Origin of the sequence: Aeromonas bestiarum (genome assembly GCF_028751155.1) — a bacterium.
Taxonomy (GTDB): domain Bacteria; phylum Pseudomonadota; class Gammaproteobacteria; order Enterobacterales; family Aeromonadaceae; genus Aeromonas; species Aeromonas bestiarum.
This window is the reverse complement of sequence record NZ_CP064746.1, coordinates 2,273,222-2,290,597: the sequence shown is the minus strand read 5'-3', so window position 1 is coordinate 2,290,597 and position 17,376 is coordinate 2,273,222. Positions and strand designations below refer to the sequence as shown.

Sequence of the window (17,376 nt, the reverse complement as noted above, 5' to 3'; positions counted from 1 at the left end):
TCTCTCGCCCTTACTTGAACTGCTTGAGGAAGCGCAGATCGTTTTCGAAGAAGGCACGCAGGTCATTGACCCCGTAACGCAGCATGGTCAGGCGCTCAACGCCCATGCCGAAGGCAAAACCGGAGTATTTTTCCGGATCGATGCCGACCGAACGCAGCACGTTCGGGTGCACCATGCCGCAGCCCAGCACTTCCAGCCACTTGCCGTTCTTGCCCATGACATCCACTTCGGCGCTCGGCTCGGTGAACGGGAAGTAGGAAGGACGGAAACGTATGGTGAGATCTTCCTCGAAGTAGTTGCGCAGGAAGTCGTGCAGTATCCCTTTCAGCTCGGTAAAGCTGGCATGCTCGTCAACCAGCAGGCCTTCAACCTGATGGAACATAGGCGTGTGGGTCATGTCGTAGTCGTTACGATAGACACGGCCCGGCGCTATGATGCGAATTGGCGGCTGTTGCTGCTGCATGGTGCGGATCTGCACACCCGAGGTGTGAGTACGCAGCATCAGATCGGGATTGAAGTAGAAGGTATCGTGATCGGTACGCGCCGGGTGATGAGCCGGAATATTCAGCGCATCGAAGTTGTGGAAGCCATCTTCAATCTCGGGACCACGCTCCACTTTGAAACCCATCTCGCCAAACAGCCGCTCGATGCGCTCGACGGTGCGAGTCACAGGGTGCAGACCACCGTTCTCGATACGACGGCCCGGCAGGCTGATGTCGATGGTCTCGGCAGCCAGCTTCTGGTTCAGCTCCTGCTCCACCAGTGCATCACGGCGTGCGTTCAGGGCATCCTGAACCTGCTGCTTGGCCTGGTTGATCACGGCGCCCGCAGCGGGACGCTCTTCGGCGGACAAGGCGCCCAATGTCTTCATCTGCTCGGTAAAAAAGCCTTTTTTACCCAGATATTTGACCCGGATCTCGTCGAGGGTCGCAACGTCATTGACGCCCTCAATCTCGGCCTTGGCCTGGCCGACTACTTCTTCAAGCTGTTGCATGTCTTCCTCGTCACCACTCCCGAAACAGGAGCCTGTTAGGCTAAATAAGGTCAAGAGGGGAATAATACAAAAAAAGCCCCTTGGCTGACCATAGTTATGGCGGCTTTTCTCCCTAGAAATCATTTTGTTATCAGGCAAGCAGCCAGCTCTGCCCTCTACGTTCATCAAATATGGGTAAAGAATGCTGGTTTGTTGGCATATAAAGGAGGCATGTTGCAGGGATGAAGAGCAATGGGTGAGCGCAATAACAGGATGTAAAAATGACGGGCAGCAAAAGACGGACAACAAAAAAGGAGGCCTGAGCCGCCTTGACATACCTAATAAAAACAACAACTTAGACTCAAATCAATGAGTTAGGGACTACAAGGGGTGACGCTTAGTCACCCCAGATGACCCTGTTTGGGGCAATTTGTGGACACTTCGTCATAGGGTGGGCAGCGGATTTTCCAGCGGGTTGAAGCGCACAGCATCGCTCAGGTAGTCCGGTGCAAAGTGGGCATAGGTCATGGTCTGCTGAATGTTGTGATGACCCAAAATTTTTTGCAGCGCGAGGATGTTTCCCCCGGACATCATGAAATGTGATGCAAAAGTGTGCCGAAACACATGCACCGCCTGCCCTGCAGGCAGATCCGGCGCCACTGACTTGATCACCTCACGCACAAACATATAGTTGAGGTCACGGAACAATGGGCCCCGATTTACCCCATTCGTTATCTCTTTCGTCAGATCGGCCGAGATCGGCACGGTGCGGTTCTTGCCATTCTTGGTATTGATGTAGGTTACCCGATGGGCCCGCACCTCCTCGCGGCGCAGATTGGCCGCCTCACTCCAACGCGCCCCCGTTGCCAGGCAGAGTCTGACCACCTTCAGGTTATCCTCCGATAGAGCAGCCAGCACATCGCCAATCTCTTCCTGGGTCAGGTACCCCATCGACCGCTCGACCAGCTTGACCTTCTTCATCTCCTTAAGCGGATGATCATTGTGGTAATGACCGAGCTCAATGAGCACCGAAAACACCCCACCCAGCATCTCCTGCTCACGGTTCACCGTTTTAGGCTGTCGGCCAGCGTTCAGTCGCTGCGCCCGATATTCAGAGAACAGCGCCCGCGTCACCTGCCTTGCCAACGGGTGGCGCAACGCGGCATCGATATTGTGGAGTTTCTTTCGCACCGCCTCCCCTGCTTTCAGGGTCTGGCCGTGGTAGCGCCACCAGAGTTCGATCAGCTCAGAGAGCGGGCGGTTATCTGCTGGGCGATCAACCCACTCTTTATTATGTCCGGTGGCGATCACCCAGCGTTCGAACTGCTGGGCCTCGGACTTGGTCTTGAAGCGCTTGCGGATCCGCTTGCCTTCCCTCCCCTGCGGACGGATATCGACTAGGTAGCCCTCGGGAATGGACTTGATGCTCATCGCCCCTCCTTATATATGAAAGGGTTCTCCATCATCCAGAGGCCATACAGTGACACGAATCCCAATCTCTGCTTTTGCATACCCACAACCCTCCATCAAAGCACTGTCATTTTATACAGTTATTGATGATTGCTAACAGTGTTTAATTGAGGGGGGCGCATACATAATATAGGAGAAGGGTTCTATTAAGAGAGAACTGTAGTCACCTTAATAATTGATAATATATATAAAATGCCTTAAGCAAGGCGATAACAAATATTTACTCATATCATACGACAATTTTCCAAACTAACATCACAACTCATTACATGTCATTAACAGGAGTGACTGTAAATATTTTCATCTTCAATGAAAAAATTTCATTTAGGATATTTAGATATCAATTCACAATTAACAACCTGTCGACCTATAATTTGACCATCAACGATTAATAACGTATGATGTTCAGTTCAAAAAAACATCTCATTCTTGATGGCATTGCCACCAGAGATTTAAATACCAGCTATAAATATTGGATGAAGAATGAACTTTAAATATATATTGCTACTAATTTGTTTTATTTTGGGTGGGTGTGGTGACAGTAATGGTACTGACACATCTAATCCAGATACTTCTGGACCTGACGTTTCGGCCCCTAAAAATACAATAAACATCTATGCATCAAGTGATGGTCACTTTGGTAAAGCATTTATGCTTTCCAGTGCATTTTCTAGTGATGTATCACAAACAATACTAGCAATGGGGGTAGAATCACAGCCTTATGAATATCGCTCCATAAATGGTAACTCATACAAAGTAATTGGAGTCGAAAATGATTATAACAAAATAAGTGACTTAGTGATCAACAACTCTAATAGCGAACTAAAAAGTAATTTATATCTGGGCATTATACAGGTTTCGAGCGGAGCTTTACTAACTAATGAAGCATTCAAACAACTTGATTCAATATATATTGTACCAGAGGGTACATCTTTATTAAATGCATCGAGTAGTGTAGTAGATGGTGTAATATCTTTCGCAAAAAAAGCGAAAGATAACGGCGTTAAAAACGTAAAGCTAGTTATTTGGGATAGCATTAACGAGAATATTCTTCTTAACTCTGGCGCTCAGATTGCAAGGCTTCCAGCCAATGGCGTTGGCTACGAATTTTTCAGCTTTGACGATATGGCTAAAAAAATCCATGCATTAAAAACAGATGAAGGGCTTTTGTCTGCCGCTATTTACACTGGAGCAATTAGCAATTCAATAACCAGCAATGATATTTTCATTGAAAATAAATCTTCATTCGATAAAGATAAAGATAGCATCGTTCTCATTGGTAGTTATACCAGAAACGAAATCAATACATCTAAAACAAACCAGATAGAAATACTCAAAAAACTAGAATCATTAATTGACTTTGAAAAATACAACCTTATTTTCAAGGGGCATCCAAGTGAAGTATCTGTAAACCAATGGATACAGGACAACCCAGATCTTTCATCTGCCTCATACTTCAAAAGCTTTCCATATGAAATATGGCAAGTTCTTGGTGAAGGAGAGCATCGTTATTCATATAATGATGTAAGCTATAGTTTATTTTTACCAAAAGTCCCTAGTGTAATTTACAGTGTTTTCAGTACAACTTTATATGGTGAAAACCCTGAGAAGATTAATACAATTCTTGGGTATAATAAAATAACCTTGAATGATGAAGATTACATGCTAACTGATGAAGCTGATGGTTCTTCCATTGAAGATTTCAATGAGTATACTCGCTGGTCTACCTGGACAAACAATAGTCAAGTCCCATTTAAAATGACTCATGACTGGATCAATCAAAAATAAATATCACATTCAGTGAGTACTGATAATTTAAGGTTGGTTATCACTTTTTTATTAAAATGGCCAGACATAACTGTCTGGCCATGCAATTATTGTAACTCATTAATGCGAATAATATCTCAGGTTTTTATAAGGCAATCCGAACCCAGTCTTCTTCATTTATGATCTGGATATCCTGCCCTTCTTCCTTGGCTTTGATCGCAGCCTCAATCTTGCGGCCGTGGCTGGTGAACATCCAATCTCGACTAGCAAGACTGCCAACTATCAGCACATTGACCTTTTTGGTAATCGCTTTTACTGGATCTGCACCGAGCAGTTTTGCTTGTTGCTCAAGATTATGGCGAGTATCAGAGAGGAACTTACCTGTAAAGCAGACGGTTTTGCCTTGTATGCTAATCACATTGCCATCGGCAAAGAACTCGGTAGCCATTCCCGCTGCGAGGCCAGATTCAGTAAAGCGCTGACCTGAGATCTGTTTGACCAATTCCAGCAGGTCTTTACGCTCCTCGTCATCGATCTTGCCATCAGCCAGAATATCGTTGAGGCGATTGAACAGCAGGCTACCCGGCCATGAGGCTAGAAGGTCACGATGCTTGAGCAGTAACGAGCTAAGTGCCATCACTTCTTGTTCTACGATGTTGCTATCGGCACTGATGCCTTGCAGAAAACCAAGCAACATGTTGACTAACGCATCCATGTTGTCGTGCTCAATTTCGTTGTATTGCAACACATCATTGAGCAGGTTCAGCAGATCTTCTTTTTCATCTGAAGTGATGACACCGTCTTCGAGAACGTCATGGATGAGATCTTGAATATCGAGGAAATCGCCATCTTTTTTGAACTCGGAATCCGATTTCAACCAAGTGGCCATAAAGAGTATTTCAGTGTCATTAAGGCGTTGATCGGCAGTTAGACCGCTCAAGATACCGTGGAGGCTGATCAAAGCTTTTTGCTTATTGCGCTTGTAACCAAATGACATTGGCACATCATTGAACTCTGGCATGTTTTCTCCCTAAAACGTCTCTACCGCTCAAGCATGTCGTCCAATGTTATTTTCGTCTTGGCGTGGCTATAAGCTGGCAACGAATACAAAAACAGAGCGCATTAGCGCCCTGTTTGTCTTTTTCTATAAGATCTGTGTTCTACCATCACACCGATGATCTGTATGTGTTGTCGGTCGGAGTGCATGGTGGGGTAATCATCATTGAGGGGGACCAGTTCAAACACCTCTTGGCCGTTCTCATCAATGCCGCGGGGCCGGTACTTCTTGAATGTGGCCTCGTCGCTGCCGTTCTTGGCCACGACGTAATCCCCTGGCTGGGGTGACTCATCAGGATCAACGATGATGAGATCCCCTTCCTTGAATAACGGCACCATGGAGTCACCACGTAACCACAGGCCAAATCCGTAGGGGCCGATCTCGCCACCTGCCGATACATATTCGACATTGCCATCGAAGGCAGTGGCTTGCTCGCACATCTCGCGCCAGTTGCCCGCTTGAACATAGCTCAGAATCGGGATCCGTTTACCCTGATAAATCACTGCTGGTTCGACGTTGTGATAACCAGGTATCCGTGGCTCCCCTGATGATTCAGGAGCACTCCCCTCCCCCGTCAATAGCCACTCAACGGTTACCCCCAGCGCTGCCGCCAAGTCATTGAGATAGCGGCCTTTCGGCTGGTTAAGTCCAGATTCCCACTTGCTAATTGAGACACGAGTAATCCCGATGCGCCTTGCAAGCTCATCTTGGCTCATTTTCTGCGCACGCCTGCGTGCTGCAATACGGTCATTGATTGTTTCCATAAACCTAAGTTACCACTCGGTGACGTAACTAAAGCAACGAAACAGCTTGATTTGAACCCGACCCATAAGTTACCTTTCAATTAAACCGACACTTAGGTAACAGAAAGAGAGGGCGAAATAATGCAGAAAAGTACTGTCTTAGAGCACTTTGGCACCGTAACGGCAACAGCCAAGGCTCTTGGGATCTCCCATGTAGCGGTTAGCAAATGGGATAACACCATCCCCAAAGGCCGCGCCTACCAGATCGAGGTACTCACCGGCGGAAAGTTAAAGGCCGACTCGCGCAGCACCCCGCAACAACCCACCCCTTGTGTTTGAACCCCCTAAGAAGGATTCATCATGACTACTCGAATCAAACCTATCCGCATCCCCAGTGATGTGAGCCAACTACCGCTTGATTACCCGTTTGGTGATCGGGTCAGCGAAAGCCTAGAGGAGTACGCCAAGCGCCAAGGCTTGACGATTGGAGCCGTTAAAAAGCGTGCCGACCGCGGCCAGTTGCCCATTTTGCAAGACGGCCCGGGCGCACCTCGCGAGGTCAATCTTTACGCCCTGTTCCTGAAAGCCCGTTATCAGGCTGAGCGCTACGTCACCATGACGCTCGCGTGAACCTACAGACACCATAACGGGTCAAGGAGAACTTCACATGTTTACGGATAGCCCCAACAAACATCCGCACTGGATCAGCGCATGCCAACGCTTTGCGGCCAGTCACAACATGGCCGAGATCGCCCAACTAACGGGCATGAATCCGCAGATCCTGCGCAACAAGTTAAACCCCGACCAACCTCACGAGCTGACGGTTGCTGAGTTGATTGCCATTACCCAGGCAAGTGAGGGGGATGAAACCCTGTTCGATGGCGCCCTGTTTTGCTGTGGCTTGACGGCCGTGGCCATCCCCGAGCGGGAGAAGGGCCCGAGCCTGGCTCATCAGGTGATTGACACCACGGCCAAGGTGGCAGGGCTCGGCGCGCAGGCGCTGACAGTGGTGGAGAGCGGCCGCGTCACCAAGGGGCAGCGCAATGCACTGGTCGGTGCTGCAACGGCAGCCATGGGCAACCTCGCCCTGCTGATCACCGAGATCGAGCACAAATACCAAGCCATTCCCTCTCTGTCTTGTGCGCTGGATATGGCGCGCATGGCGGCCGGGGCTTAGGAGAACCCATGAGACTGATTTGCCCCCACTGTGGTGCCCGCGCCAGCACTCGCACATCCATCCGGATGAGCCCGCTTTGCGGCATCGCCACTTATCAATGCAGCAATGTGGATTGCGGCCACACCTTCAAGGCGGGGTTCGAAATCATCGCAACCATCAGCCCTAGTGCCATGCCCAATCCGGCCATTGTGCTGCCCATTGTCCCGCGCAGGGTGAAAGAGGTGGCCCAGTGACCCCCTCACTGGCCGCCAAATTCTGCGCACAGGTGAAGGAGAAACCAGCATGCAACACACCCAACCAGAGTCCCGCAACATCGCCGGTCTGACCGCCGAGGAGCAGGTGTTGATGAATACCGCAGGCATTGCGCTGTTGCGGGAGCACCTCAACCGGGCGGGTTCAAACCTCGACGGTGATTGGCTTAATGCGCCCAAGACCAAGCGAGTCGCCATTTGCACCATCGCCCGCCAGCCATGGGATTCGCTGATGATGGCGACCCTCTCTGCCCTGCCCTATCAGCAGCGTGAGGCGATCCGCCTTGCGGTGATTGCGCTGGATTATCAGTCGCTGTTTCACAGCGGGTGCGATCCAAAAGTGTGGCACCCATCGGTGAAGGTGACGCCGGCAGAACTGGCCGAGCGGAAGAAGAGAGAACAGGCCAAACGCCAGCAACTGGATCATGCGGTGCATGTCGCTGGCCAGATTGGCCAAGAAGGCCCGCGACCTATCGGGCACTAAAAAGCCCGCTTAACGGAGCTGCAACTCCAAGCGGGCCTTTATCAACAACGTATGAGGAAGTCGACATGGCAACTTTAGCGATCCCCTGCGCACTGCGCAACCTTCGCATCCAGCAACGCAAGCTGACGGGCCGCTATGGCGCCCGTCTGAGCCAACACCCGGACGGGGTGGCGCTGCTCGAGCGTTCCACCGCACTGGCTTGGGCTTCTCTGTTCAGCCGCATCAACCCCTGCACACCTCAACAAGGAGCCTGACCATGACCGCACAACCGACCCAAATCAATCTGCTCAACCACCATGCCGCCAAGCGCCTGCGCCAGTTGCGGGAACAGTTGAAGCTGAGCCGCCCGAAGTTTGCCGACCTGCTGGGTATTCCACCCACCACGCTCAAGAACTACGAGCTGGGATACCGCGAGATTGGCGGCGGTTTGTTCCTGCTGATTGCCAACCACCCGGAGCTGAAACGGCACATCGACTGGCTGCTGACCGGCATCGCTACGCCAGAGGTGCAGGTATGAACAAGCTATTCCATCCCGTATCAGAGCAAGAGGCGCTGGCAGAGTTGCCGCGCCTTCAACAACGGCTGACCGCCAAAGCTCGCCCTGCCTCTTTTACCTATCGGGGGTCAGAGGGCAAATCCCTGTTAGTCCAGGCGCAGCAGTCATTGCGCTGGCATCAGTTGTTTCACCACCTCAACCGGAGGGCCCGCCCATGAGTGACGCCATCAAGATTGCCAACCAAGCCCCCAAGGTGATCGAGGGTCTGCTAGCCGAGATGTTTGCCGTACGCGCCGAGGATAACCGCATCGCCCTGGGCGCACTCTACTCGGGGGATGAATACATCCAGGTACAACTGGTGGTGACCAGCAAGCCTGCGGATCTGCTCGATGACGATTTGGTGATGGAGGATGAGGCATGAGTACCACGCTGTTCACCCTGGCCAGCCTGAAAGAGTGGCTAGCCCAGAACGAACCGAAACTGCTGCCGACAGCCCCGCTTTGCTGTGGTGGTGAACTCGGTATCTCAATCCGCATCGAGGCGGGCCATATCGCCATCGATGCGCCGGACTTTCAGGCAATAGATGAGGCATGCGATGAGCAACTTCGAACTGTTTGAGCTGGACGACCAACAAGAACAGAGCGAGGCCGGCCCTGCACATATGCAGCCCACCACACCGGTCAGCCAACTGACCACCCACTGGTTTGCCGCCCGCGCCGAGTTTATCGCTGCGGGCAGCGATGCCAGAGGCAACCGGGATCAGGTGGCCGAGCTGTTGGCGCTGGGCGCAATGCGCACCGTCTACTGGTTGGCCGCTGCCAATCAGGAGTTGGCACTAGCCCGGGAAATTGCCGAGTGGTGGGCCGAGTGCGCACCACTGCATGGACAGGGGGAGATCATAAAATGAGCCATGGACTGCAATGGGAGCTCACGCTCCTGCAAGATCACTGGCAAGCCACCTACCGGGAAGACGCGGCACGGCTGCGTCTTTATCAACGGGAGCTGGCCCATGCGCGCCGGCTACCTGCCCGCCCCCGCGCCAGCATCAAGCAGTTGCTGCGCCAGTGTGCGGCCGCCCGCCGATTAAAAGAGCATGCCCAAATGAGCGTTCGTGGCTGCCAGTTCCGCATCAAAGAGCTATCCGGTTATCTCTCTGCATGACCAGCAAGACCAAACGCCTGCCGCTGTCGAAAAGAACGCTGCGGCAGCGCATCGATACCCTTTGCAACTCTCTGCCCGGCGTCAACTTTGACGCCGCTTTTGCTGGTGACCGCGGTCAGTACGATCTGATCTGGGCCATGCAACTGCTCGATGGGCTCTCCACCGAGTTGACCAAGAACCTGTTCAAGCAGTACATCCGCCGCCGCAAGGATTGCAGCTTTACCCATTGCCGGGCGGCCAATATCTGGCTGCGTGAGCGAACCCGCTGGGTGCGCCAGCTGCTCCACTCCATTCCGGTCAACCCGAGGGAGATGCGCGATGAAGACGCCCGCAAGAAGGTGGCCCACCAGTTCGCCAACCAGACCGCAGCCATTTACAAGAACATCGAGCAGGACATCAAAGAAGGGGTCGAGCCGGATCTGCTGCAGACCTGGGGGCTGATGCGTCAGCCGGCCGACCAGTGGGGCTTTATCGGCAAGCTGCCCAAGTTCAAATCCGACGAGGTGCGGGATAACTGGATCCTGAGCCTGCTGGTGCGCCTGCTCTCTGCCAAGTGGTGGGAGAAGCGCGTCAACCGCTGCTGGGATCGGCTGCAGGAGCAGATCAACATTCTGCTCGGTAAGGTACGCAAGGGCGTGTCGGCTTATGTATCGAACGCCACCATGAAGGTGGTGCGCGAACGCAAGCGGGCCATGATGCGCTGGCTGGCCGAGTCGGAAGTGGTCAACGAGCAGTATGACCTGGTCGTGTCGATGAAGGATTGCTGGGAGGCCAGCAACGCCAACCCGGTGAACCGCCGCAACGAAATGATGGTGCGTGCTCGGGGATTCAATGACTATGCCGAGGAGCAGAGTCATGTGGGGGTCTTCTTCACCTGGACAGCCCCGAGCCGCTTTCATGCCTGGACACAAAAGCACAACGGCAAAGTGGTAGAGAACAAACGCTATCAAGGGGCCACGCCGCGGGAAACCTGCGCCTATCTGGCTAAACTCTGGAGCCGCGCCAGGGCCGCCCTCAAACGGTGGAACGCGCCCGTTTATGGATTTCGCGTTTGCGAGGCTCACCACGACGGCACCCCGCACTGGCATCTGCTGCTATTTATGCGCCCGGAAGATCGCAACCGGGTGATCGGCATCCTGCAACGCTATGCCTTGACCGATGACCACGAAGAGCTGGTACGGGATATCAAGGGCGCCCCACCCTTTACCGACTTCACACCCCGCTTTGACTGGAAAGAGATAGACCCGGCCAAGGGGGATGCCGCGGGCTATATCGCCAAATACATTGCCAAGAACATCGACGGCGCCTACTTGGACGATGACGAAGAGGCTGGCACCGCCGCCGATGAGGGCGCCCTGCATGCCGTGGCCTGGGCCAGTTGGTGGGGCATTCGCACCTTCCAGCAGATCGGAGGCGCTCCGGTCGGGGTATGGCGCGAGCTGCGCCGTATCAGCAACGCCAAGAAAAATGCCGATCTGGTTGGCCCACCCAAGCCAGTACTGCAAGACCCACGCTTTGAGGCCGCCCGCTTTGCCGCAGATAACGGCATCTTTCGCTGCTACCTACACGCCATGGGCGGCGCACTGGCCACCCGTGCCGAACACCCCATCAAGCTGGCCCACCTCATTGAGGAGCAAGCCAACAGCTACGGCGAAGACATCAAACGCCTGATGGGCATTACCTCCGCTCGCCTGGGCATCAAGACCCGCCTGCAAGGGTGGGAAATTGTGCCCGCCGGCACCCATGAAGCCAGGAAAGCCGCCGAGGCTGCAGCGAGGGGGGTTGGGGTTAAGACGGGCGACAGCCCGGCACCTTGGAGCTCTGACAATAACTGTACGCTACCGGATCCTGATGCCTTCGCAGACCAGATCATGAGGGAACAATGGGGGTTATCGCCCTTCTCCATCGACCGATTGCGGGCTGGTGCCAACGTCAGGGCCGATGGTTTCACCCTCTGGTTGGAGAACGGGCAGGTACAGTCGAGCCGCTTGACCCCATCGGGAGATGACGACCCACTTATCGAGTTTGAATGGTTACGGGCCATGGTTGGTGTACCAGAGCCGGACGAACAGCCCGACACCATTACCCCCGATGATGAGCATTGGCCGACACTGGTGATGGATTGCTACGAGCGGTTCAACACTTGCGGATTTGCAGCGTGCCATCAGTGGATCGCCGCGCAGCCCAATCCATATCGATGTGAACTCTGGCGAGTGCTTGATAAATTAGACTGGGCAGAGCGACACGAAGTGGAAAGCCCGCTGTTTGACGAACTGATGAGCGAGGTAGAGTTTGACTGACCTATTTTCCAAGCAGGAAACACTGCAGGGCGAACTGCCCGACACTCCCATACCTACAGGCCGTTGACGGCGCTGCAGTATGAGGCGCTGGAGAACCAAATTTAACGGATGGGGCCCCAGATTGACGGCATCCCAGCCGATGCTCCCTTTGCTCCCCGCCAATGGCCGCCCCGTGGGAAAATGTCACTTTGTGGATGGCCTAAGCGGGTTGTTGCACAATAGTTTAAGTGCTGCCAGAATGGGGCCCCAAGCGATACCACACACTATATTGACGGGAAGATAAAAATATTTATCTGTGATAAAAATATTCAAATTTCGTTATAAAAACAGTGGAATGTGACTTTTAACTTTTTATTTTCAAATCCATTTATTGAATCGCTATCATACTAGTAAAGGATATAATTGACATGGCGAATGAAAAAATATTTATCAGCCTCCCAACACCAAGTATCATAGGGATTAAAACTATCGACCATAGAAAAAACGGCGATGTTATCGAGACTCGCAGCGGCCATTTCACTCATAAGTATGTAGACTGTTTTTATGTTGTTGTTGAAGATGAACTAGCGAAGAGAGTAATAGAGTCCGTAGCTTGCGACTGTGGCCACCTACCAATGAAATTTATATTTTCAGGTGCATGGGGTAATCAGGCTGCATGTTTATTTGGTTTTTTATTATATGCCGAAAAACTTAAAGGTTCTAACATTCCGCCATTTTCTATAATTGCTATTGATGACGGTGACATATCTATAAAATCAAAAGAAAAGAGAATTGACGGCCTATTAAAAGGAAACTTTATTGGTGCCGAACTAAAAAACCTAAGAGATAGTTTATCAAATCTATTGTTATCTTTTAATTTAGATTATTTAGATAAAAACATCAAGAAAGGCATCCCGGAATATAATCATAAAAAATGGTTTGAAGAAATCACAAAGGAGATGATTATAAAGGTAGACCAGCCATCTGATTACTATGAATATGGACAGTTAGAAAGCCGCTTGGAAATTATTGAGTTTTCAAAAGGTATAGAACTTGAAGACTATCACAATTATTATGAAGAGCTTTCGAAATGCTCACCAAGAAATACTATCCACACGTTCCATGACGTGAAATACTTTGTACTAAATTCAATAAAAAAATACAACCCTATTAAATGGGAACAATATACAGGTCATATAAAAAAAGCATTAGTCGACTTAGATGCTAAGAATAGAGAAAACTTCATCGCCTCTAATGTGTATTTAGAACGATAAGAACATTATAAGCTATTACACTAGGGGGGAATCCCCCCTAGCCCTTTAGTTCCAACTACCCCTCCTCCGACATCAGTGCTCCATCAAGTTTTGCCCCCGTTGGTCCGTTGTCTTGGCCGAAAGACTTAGGATGTTGGTGCACGACAAGTGGGATGCCTAGCTATGTCGATAATCGGTATCTGTCTACTGGCAAAGATAGGTATTGCATAACTCACTTAACCACAGGCAGCTCGCCGAGCGCGGTGGTATAGCGGGGGCTTAGCTGCTCCCGCTTCATCATCCACTCTCGAGTATCCCGGCCACGGCTCGCAAAGTAGACCTTCCCCAACCGTCCCTGATTGATCATGTCGATGACCTGCATCAGCGCCTCGCTACGCGGGGATTGCTGCTGGGCGGCGAACAGGTCGCCCTGCTGCATATTGGCGGGGGTGAAGTCGGCCAACATGACGCCCCCTTTCTGGTAACGCTGCTCGTCGCGCCAGATGCGAGGGAGGAGTTCCGGGATCAGGGCCAGCAAGGCTCGGGTGTCATGGGTGGGCATCGTCAGCTTGGAGCTCACCTGATTGCCGTAATAGGTCTCCCGGTCGCTGAACGGGCTGGTGCGAATGAATAGGGTCACGTGCCGGCAGCACATCCCCTCCCCCCGCAGCTTCTCTGCGGCCCGCTCCATGTAGCCCGCCAGCGCCTGGTGCATCAGGCCGATCTGGGTGATGCGCTCGCCGAAGGAGCGCGAGCAGATGATCTGTTGCTTGGCCTGGACCTCTTGCTCCAGCTCCGCACAGGGAATACCACGCAGCTCCTGCACCGTACGCTCGACCACCACGCCATAGCGGCGCCGCAGTGCCTTGGGATCGGCGGCGACCAGCTCGGCCACGGTCTTGATGCCCTGCGCCTCCAGCTTGGCGGTGAGCCGTCGGCCAATGCCCCATATCTCATCCACCGGGGTGATCGCCATCAGCCGGGCGCGCCGCCCTTCATCCCGCAGATCAACCACACCGCCAGTGGCCGGCCACTTCTTGGCGGCGTAGTTCGCCAATTTCGCGAGCGTCTTGGTGGGGCCGATGCCGACCCCCACGGTCAGCCCCGTCCACAGCAGCACCCGCTCGCGAATCTGGCGGCCATAGGCCACCAGGTCGCCCGCCCAGGACTCGCTCAGTTCGATGAAAGCCTCGTCGATGCTGTAGACCTCCACTGCCGGGGCCATTCCCTCCAGAATGGTCATCACCCGGTTCGACATGTCGCCATAGAGTGCGTAGTTGCTGGAGAACCAAACCCCGCCCATGGCCTCGAAGAATTGGCGGATCTGGAAATAGGGAATTCCCATCTTGATGCCCAGCGCCTTGGCCTCCGCCGAACGGGCCACCACGCAGCCATCGTTGTTGGAGAGCACCACGATGGGCCGCCCCTTCAAGTCGGGGCGGAACAACCGCTCGCAACTGGCGTAGAAATTGTTCACATCGACCAGGGCGACGGCGCAGCGCTTGTTCATGGGGTATCCACCTGATGCACGACAAAAGACACCACCCCGAAGATTTCCAGCTCCTGCCCCTCACTGAATTGGATGGGCCGATATGCCGGGTTGCCAGGGAGCAGCGCCACGGTTGGCGCAAGCTGCAGCTTCTTCACCGTGAACTCGCCATCGACCGCGGCGACTACCACGCTGCCGTGCTGCGCCTTGCGGCTGCGGTCGACGACCAGCAGGTCGCCATCGCGGATCCCGTGGTCCACCATGCTGTCGCCGGCCGCCCGCACGAAGTAGGTGGCCGCCGGGTGGGCAACGCACAACAGATTGAGATCGATGGTCTGCTCGGTGTAGTCCTGCGCTGGCGACGGAAAGCCGCAGGCCACCGGGGAGAGGAACAGGGGCAGCTCCAACAAGGGGGCATCGGAAGTGGGTTGAGCAAACATGCTGACAATCTCAAAAATGCTGTATGGATAACCAGTATAACAAGGCATCAAAAACGGATCACCGTGCGGCATTTGGCTCCGCCATAATAGGCCCCCTGTGTATGTTTCCTGCCGGAACTCACTGCATTCGCTGGCGTGGCTCTGGCGCGCCGCCGATTGCATGATGGGGGCCGCCCGTCGCATCTCTCCCTTGCTCGAGGTAGCCGATGACCCTGGCCGCCGCCCAGCGCATCCTGGCCGACAAGACCCGCCATATTCAGAGCGCCACCCACGGTGACCGAGACTGGCAGCGCCTGCTCCCTCACCTGCACAGCTAACCCGCAAAAATCGGCAATGTGCCCGGTCAGGGCCTGCTGGTATGAGTACCAGCAGGCCCTTCCCCTTACCTTCTCTCTCGCTCCGCCGCCCTACATCTTGGCCAGCTACACCATGTGATAGGGGTCGCCTCGATCACAGTCCTGACTTGTTCACGATGGCGAGCCTTGGTGGATCTTTCCATTTCAGTTCTTTGAGTGTATTGTTGCACCGCTACAAAAGCGGAGCCAAAAGAGGAGTCACTGCACATGCGTTCAGCACCAGTGACAGGCTGATAAAGTCATGCTTTAAAACGAGTTTTATCGGGGCGGTTCGGAGTTATATGGAAGGCTCGATTAACGGATTAGTACCGCCTTCCATCTAATCACTGTTAGGTAATGAATGGAGAGTGCAGTGGTAAGTGTTAAGGCTAATAAGCATATTACTGCCATTTGGTATATATTCTCAAACCAGAATAAATGGAATACAGTTGAGCTTTCGGAAGTGGAAGCTCTAGCAAGCACTAAAGGCATGCTAGTAGAAAGCATTCAAGAAATTGAATTTGGTTTTATGCCTAGACAGAAAGGCGTATTACTAAAAACAAACTTAGGTACTGCGTTATATCCTAGGGAAAAACTTGAAGATCTAGACCTGTATCAGAGGAATATTGTTCCTACAAATAATTACGAAAGATTTTGGCATTCGGTTGACTGGTTTTCACCTGCGTTCATGCCACGTAACCAGATATTTGAACCTATCAATGCGTGCGGAATAGATATAATTCTGCATGAAAATTATCCAAAAGAGCTACTCCAGAAACGATTCGATGGGGCTTTAAGCTCAATTTACGATTTTAGTAATATCATTCCCATTACAGAAGATACATTAAGAAAGTCTAAGACTATATCTCAACATGTACCTTTAATACGTGAGTCTATTCTAGCCTTTTATAGCGGTATGAAAGTTATCGCAATAGCTGGCTTAATTCCTATTGTTGAAAGCATTATCTCTACCATCATTGGTAATGATGCAGAACAGTTGACTATCGTCGACAAAGTTAATAAATGTATAGATAAAGCAAGAGCCAATGTAGTAAATATGCATTTCAATTATGCTGACTGGGTACCTGAAGAATACTTAGATATTAGTGTGTTAAAAATACTCAATGAGAGAGTATTCATGTTGGAGACTATTAGGCATTGGTTATTAAAAAGTTTTTATAGTCCTACTGCCGATTACGATAACCATTCCGGCTTCAATCGGCATATTTTTGCTCACGCAAAATCTGATCTATGGCATAGTAATTCAAATTTTTTCCGTGCTTTAGGCGTAATTCAAGCAATGGCATTTGTTGAGTGCTTTGCCGTAGATGGAAGCAGTGTGAGTTTATTTGCTCCCGTACATGATGAAAATGCCGAGTCTCTTAGACAAGAAGTCTTTGCATGTATGAACTACCAACTGATAAAGAATCAATTACTCACGATGCAAAAAAGTGAACGGGGTTTACCGTTCAATCCGACTAGTTCGGATGATGGTTGGTTGACAAGGGCTGCTATTTTATCAGAAAAAATGGACAAAGAAGTGGTGCCCAACTTAAGAGATAAAGGCTGGGATTGTCACTATATATCTGATCCAATTAAAGACGGTGAATACATTACAGTTAATGCTCAAAAAGAAGATAAAGAGATAAAAGTTGCTCTGTTATTCTCTTGTGCATCAAGCAATGCGCTGTATAAGAAGCTAGATGATACGCATCAATACATTATTTATCAAGGTCATCAATACAAACAAAGTAGTTTTGCTCGCGGAGTAAAAGCACAAGTGCGTCCTTTGAGTGCTTGGATTGCGCCTAATTAATTGCCTAACAAAGCATTTAAGATTGATTCTCAACGCTTGGCATTCTTCATTCAATCGTTGAGTTCGGTGTTTACGGTGGTAAGGTTTAGTTTCGTGGTAGCGTTGCTCACACCTTAATGCCGCGTTAGCTGTAATATATGTACTCGGTGAGTGTCATTTTTCATCTTACTGATTGCCAGTGAGTA

Annotated in this window: 21 protein-coding genes; 15 read left to right on the top strand and 6 right to left on the bottom strand. The window is 51.5% G+C overall.

The features are described 5' to 3' along the window. Nucleotides 1–10 precede the first annotated feature (10 nt). The gene (gene pheS, locus IU367_RS10715) at nucleotides 11–994 is read right to left on the bottom strand and encodes a phenylalanine--tRNA ligase subunit alpha (RefSeq protein ID WP_042866463.1); all 984 of its coding nucleotides are present in this window, start codon (nucleotides 992–994) and stop codon (nucleotides 11–13) included. A gap of 423 nt (nucleotides 995–1,417) precedes the next feature. Further along, the gene (locus IU367_RS10710) at nucleotides 1,418–2,404 is read right to left on the bottom strand and encodes a phage integrase (protein ID WP_274454284.1); all 987 of its coding nucleotides are present in this window, start codon (nucleotides 2,402–2,404) and stop codon (nucleotides 1,418–1,420) included. 522 nt (nucleotides 2,405–2,926) lie between these two features. Between IU367_RS10710 and IU367_RS10705 the strand changes: the two genes are divergently transcribed. Then, nucleotides 2,927–4,231, top strand: coding sequence for a hypothetical protein (locus IU367_RS10705; RefSeq protein ID WP_274454283.1), 1,305 nt, complete (start codon nucleotides 2,927–2,929; stop codon nucleotides 4,229–4,231). Nucleotides 4,232–4,355: 124 nt separating this feature from the next. Here IU367_RS10705 and IU367_RS10700 read toward each other — a convergent pair whose 3' ends face one another. Together IU367_RS10700 and IU367_RS10695 are read right to left on the bottom strand one after the other, a co-directional pair. Then, the gene (locus tag IU367_RS10700) at nucleotides 4,356–5,231 is read right to left on the bottom strand and encodes a BRCT domain-containing protein (RefSeq protein ID WP_274454282.1); all 876 of its coding nucleotides are present in this window, start codon (nucleotides 5,229–5,231) and stop codon (nucleotides 4,356–4,358) included. A 101-nt stretch (nucleotides 5,232–5,332) separates the two neighbouring features. Then, nucleotides 5,333–6,031: a LexA family protein gene (locus tag IU367_RS10695; protein WP_274454281.1), complete on the bottom strand. Its 699-nt coding sequence runs from the start codon at nucleotides 6,029–6,031 to the stop codon at nucleotides 5,333–5,335. A gap of 120 nt (nucleotides 6,032–6,151) precedes the next feature. Between IU367_RS10695 and IU367_RS10690 the strand changes: the two genes are divergently transcribed. From IU367_RS10690 to IU367_RS10630, 13 genes are all read left to right on the top strand, one after another. Further along, complete coding sequence (locus tag IU367_RS10690) at nucleotides 6,152–6,349, top strand: Cro/CI family transcriptional regulator (protein ID WP_201929702.1); 198 nt, start codon at nucleotides 6,152–6,154, stop codon at nucleotides 6,347–6,349. Between the two features lie 21 nt (nucleotides 6,350–6,370). Then, nucleotides 6,371–6,640, top strand: a complete 270-nt coding sequence (locus tag IU367_RS10685) for a DNA-binding protein (RefSeq protein WP_213387180.1) — start codon at nucleotides 6,371–6,373, stop codon at nucleotides 6,638–6,640. Between the two features lie 37 nt (nucleotides 6,641–6,677). Continuing rightward, the gene (locus tag IU367_RS10680) at nucleotides 6,678–7,187 is read left to right on the top strand and encodes a phage regulatory CII family protein (RefSeq protein ID WP_274454280.1); all 510 of its coding nucleotides are present in this window, start codon (nucleotides 6,678–6,680) and stop codon (nucleotides 7,185–7,187) included. Between the two features lie 8 nt (nucleotides 7,188–7,195). Beyond that, a complete protein-coding gene (locus IU367_RS10675) occupies nucleotides 7,196–7,420 on the top strand; it encodes an Ogr/Delta-like zinc finger protein (RefSeq protein WP_005351998.1) in 225 nt (74 codons plus the stop codon). A gap of 49 nt (nucleotides 7,421–7,469) precedes the next feature. Next, nucleotides 7,470–7,922, top strand: coding sequence for a hypothetical protein (locus IU367_RS10670; RefSeq protein ID WP_274454279.1), 453 nt, complete (start codon nucleotides 7,470–7,472; stop codon nucleotides 7,920–7,922). Between the two features lie 65 nt (nucleotides 7,923–7,987). Then, nucleotides 7,988–8,176: a hypothetical protein gene (locus IU367_RS10665; RefSeq protein WP_058056131.1), complete on the top strand. Its 189-nt coding sequence runs from the start codon at nucleotides 7,988–7,990 to the stop codon at nucleotides 8,174–8,176. Nucleotides 8,177–8,178: 2 nt separating this feature from the next. Continuing rightward, nucleotides 8,179–8,439, top strand: coding sequence for a helix-turn-helix domain-containing protein (locus tag IU367_RS10660; protein WP_019445395.1), 261 nt, complete (start codon nucleotides 8,179–8,181; stop codon nucleotides 8,437–8,439). A gap of 193 nt (nucleotides 8,440–8,632) precedes the next feature. Then, on the top strand, nucleotides 8,633–8,839 hold the full coding sequence (locus IU367_RS10655; protein WP_058056129.1) for a hypothetical protein: 207 nt from the start codon (nucleotides 8,633–8,635) through the stop codon (nucleotides 8,837–8,839). After that, nucleotides 8,836–9,036 (top strand): hypothetical protein, encoded by a 201-nt coding sequence (locus IU367_RS10650; protein WP_111809537.1) that lies wholly within the window; start codon nucleotides 8,836–8,838, stop codon nucleotides 9,034–9,036. The genes IU367_RS10655 and IU367_RS10650 overlap by 4 nt, the downstream gene beginning before the upstream one ends. Further along, complete coding sequence (locus IU367_RS10645) at nucleotides 9,014–9,325, top strand: hypothetical protein (protein ID WP_274454278.1); 312 nt, start codon at nucleotides 9,014–9,016, stop codon at nucleotides 9,323–9,325. Before IU367_RS10650 ends, IU367_RS10645 begins: the two co-directional genes overlap by 23 nt. Further along, nucleotides 9,322–9,579 carry a hypothetical protein gene (locus tag IU367_RS10640; protein ID WP_274454277.1) on the top strand — a complete coding sequence of 86 codons (258 nt, stop codon included), beginning with the start codon at nucleotides 9,322–9,324 and terminating at the stop codon, nucleotides 9,577–9,579. Before IU367_RS10645 ends, IU367_RS10640 begins: the two co-directional genes overlap by 4 nt. After that, on the top strand, nucleotides 9,576–11,879 hold the full coding sequence (locus IU367_RS10635) for a replication endonuclease (RefSeq protein WP_274454276.1): 2,304 nt from the start codon (nucleotides 9,576–9,578) through the stop codon (nucleotides 11,877–11,879). The genes IU367_RS10640 and IU367_RS10635 overlap by 4 nt, the downstream gene beginning before the upstream one ends. A gap of 407 nt (nucleotides 11,880–12,286) precedes the next feature. Then, nucleotides 12,287–13,132, top strand: a complete 846-nt coding sequence (locus tag IU367_RS10630) for a hypothetical protein (RefSeq protein WP_274454275.1) — start codon at nucleotides 12,287–12,289, stop codon at nucleotides 13,130–13,132. Between the two features lie 211 nt (nucleotides 13,133–13,343). On the opposite strand, the gene umuC is transcribed toward IU367_RS10630, so the two are convergent. Beyond that, complete coding sequence (umuC, locus tag IU367_RS10625; protein WP_274454274.1) at nucleotides 13,344–14,621, bottom strand: translesion error-prone DNA polymerase V subunit UmuC; 1,278 nt, start codon at nucleotides 14,619–14,621, stop codon at nucleotides 13,344–13,346. Further along, nucleotides 14,618–15,040 (bottom strand): translesion error-prone DNA polymerase V autoproteolytic subunit, encoded by a 423-nt coding sequence (gene umuD / locus IU367_RS10620; protein WP_274454273.1) that lies wholly within the window; start codon nucleotides 15,038–15,040, stop codon nucleotides 14,618–14,620. Before umuD ends, umuC begins: the two co-directional genes overlap by 4 nt. Nucleotides 15,041–15,748: 708 nt before the next feature. Here umuD and IU367_RS10615 point away from each other — a divergent pair. Then, a complete protein-coding gene (locus IU367_RS10615) occupies nucleotides 15,749–17,191 on the top strand; it encodes a hypothetical protein (protein ID WP_274454272.1) in 1,443 nt (480 codons plus the stop codon). The last annotated feature ends 185 nt before the right edge of the window (nucleotides 17,192–17,376 follow it).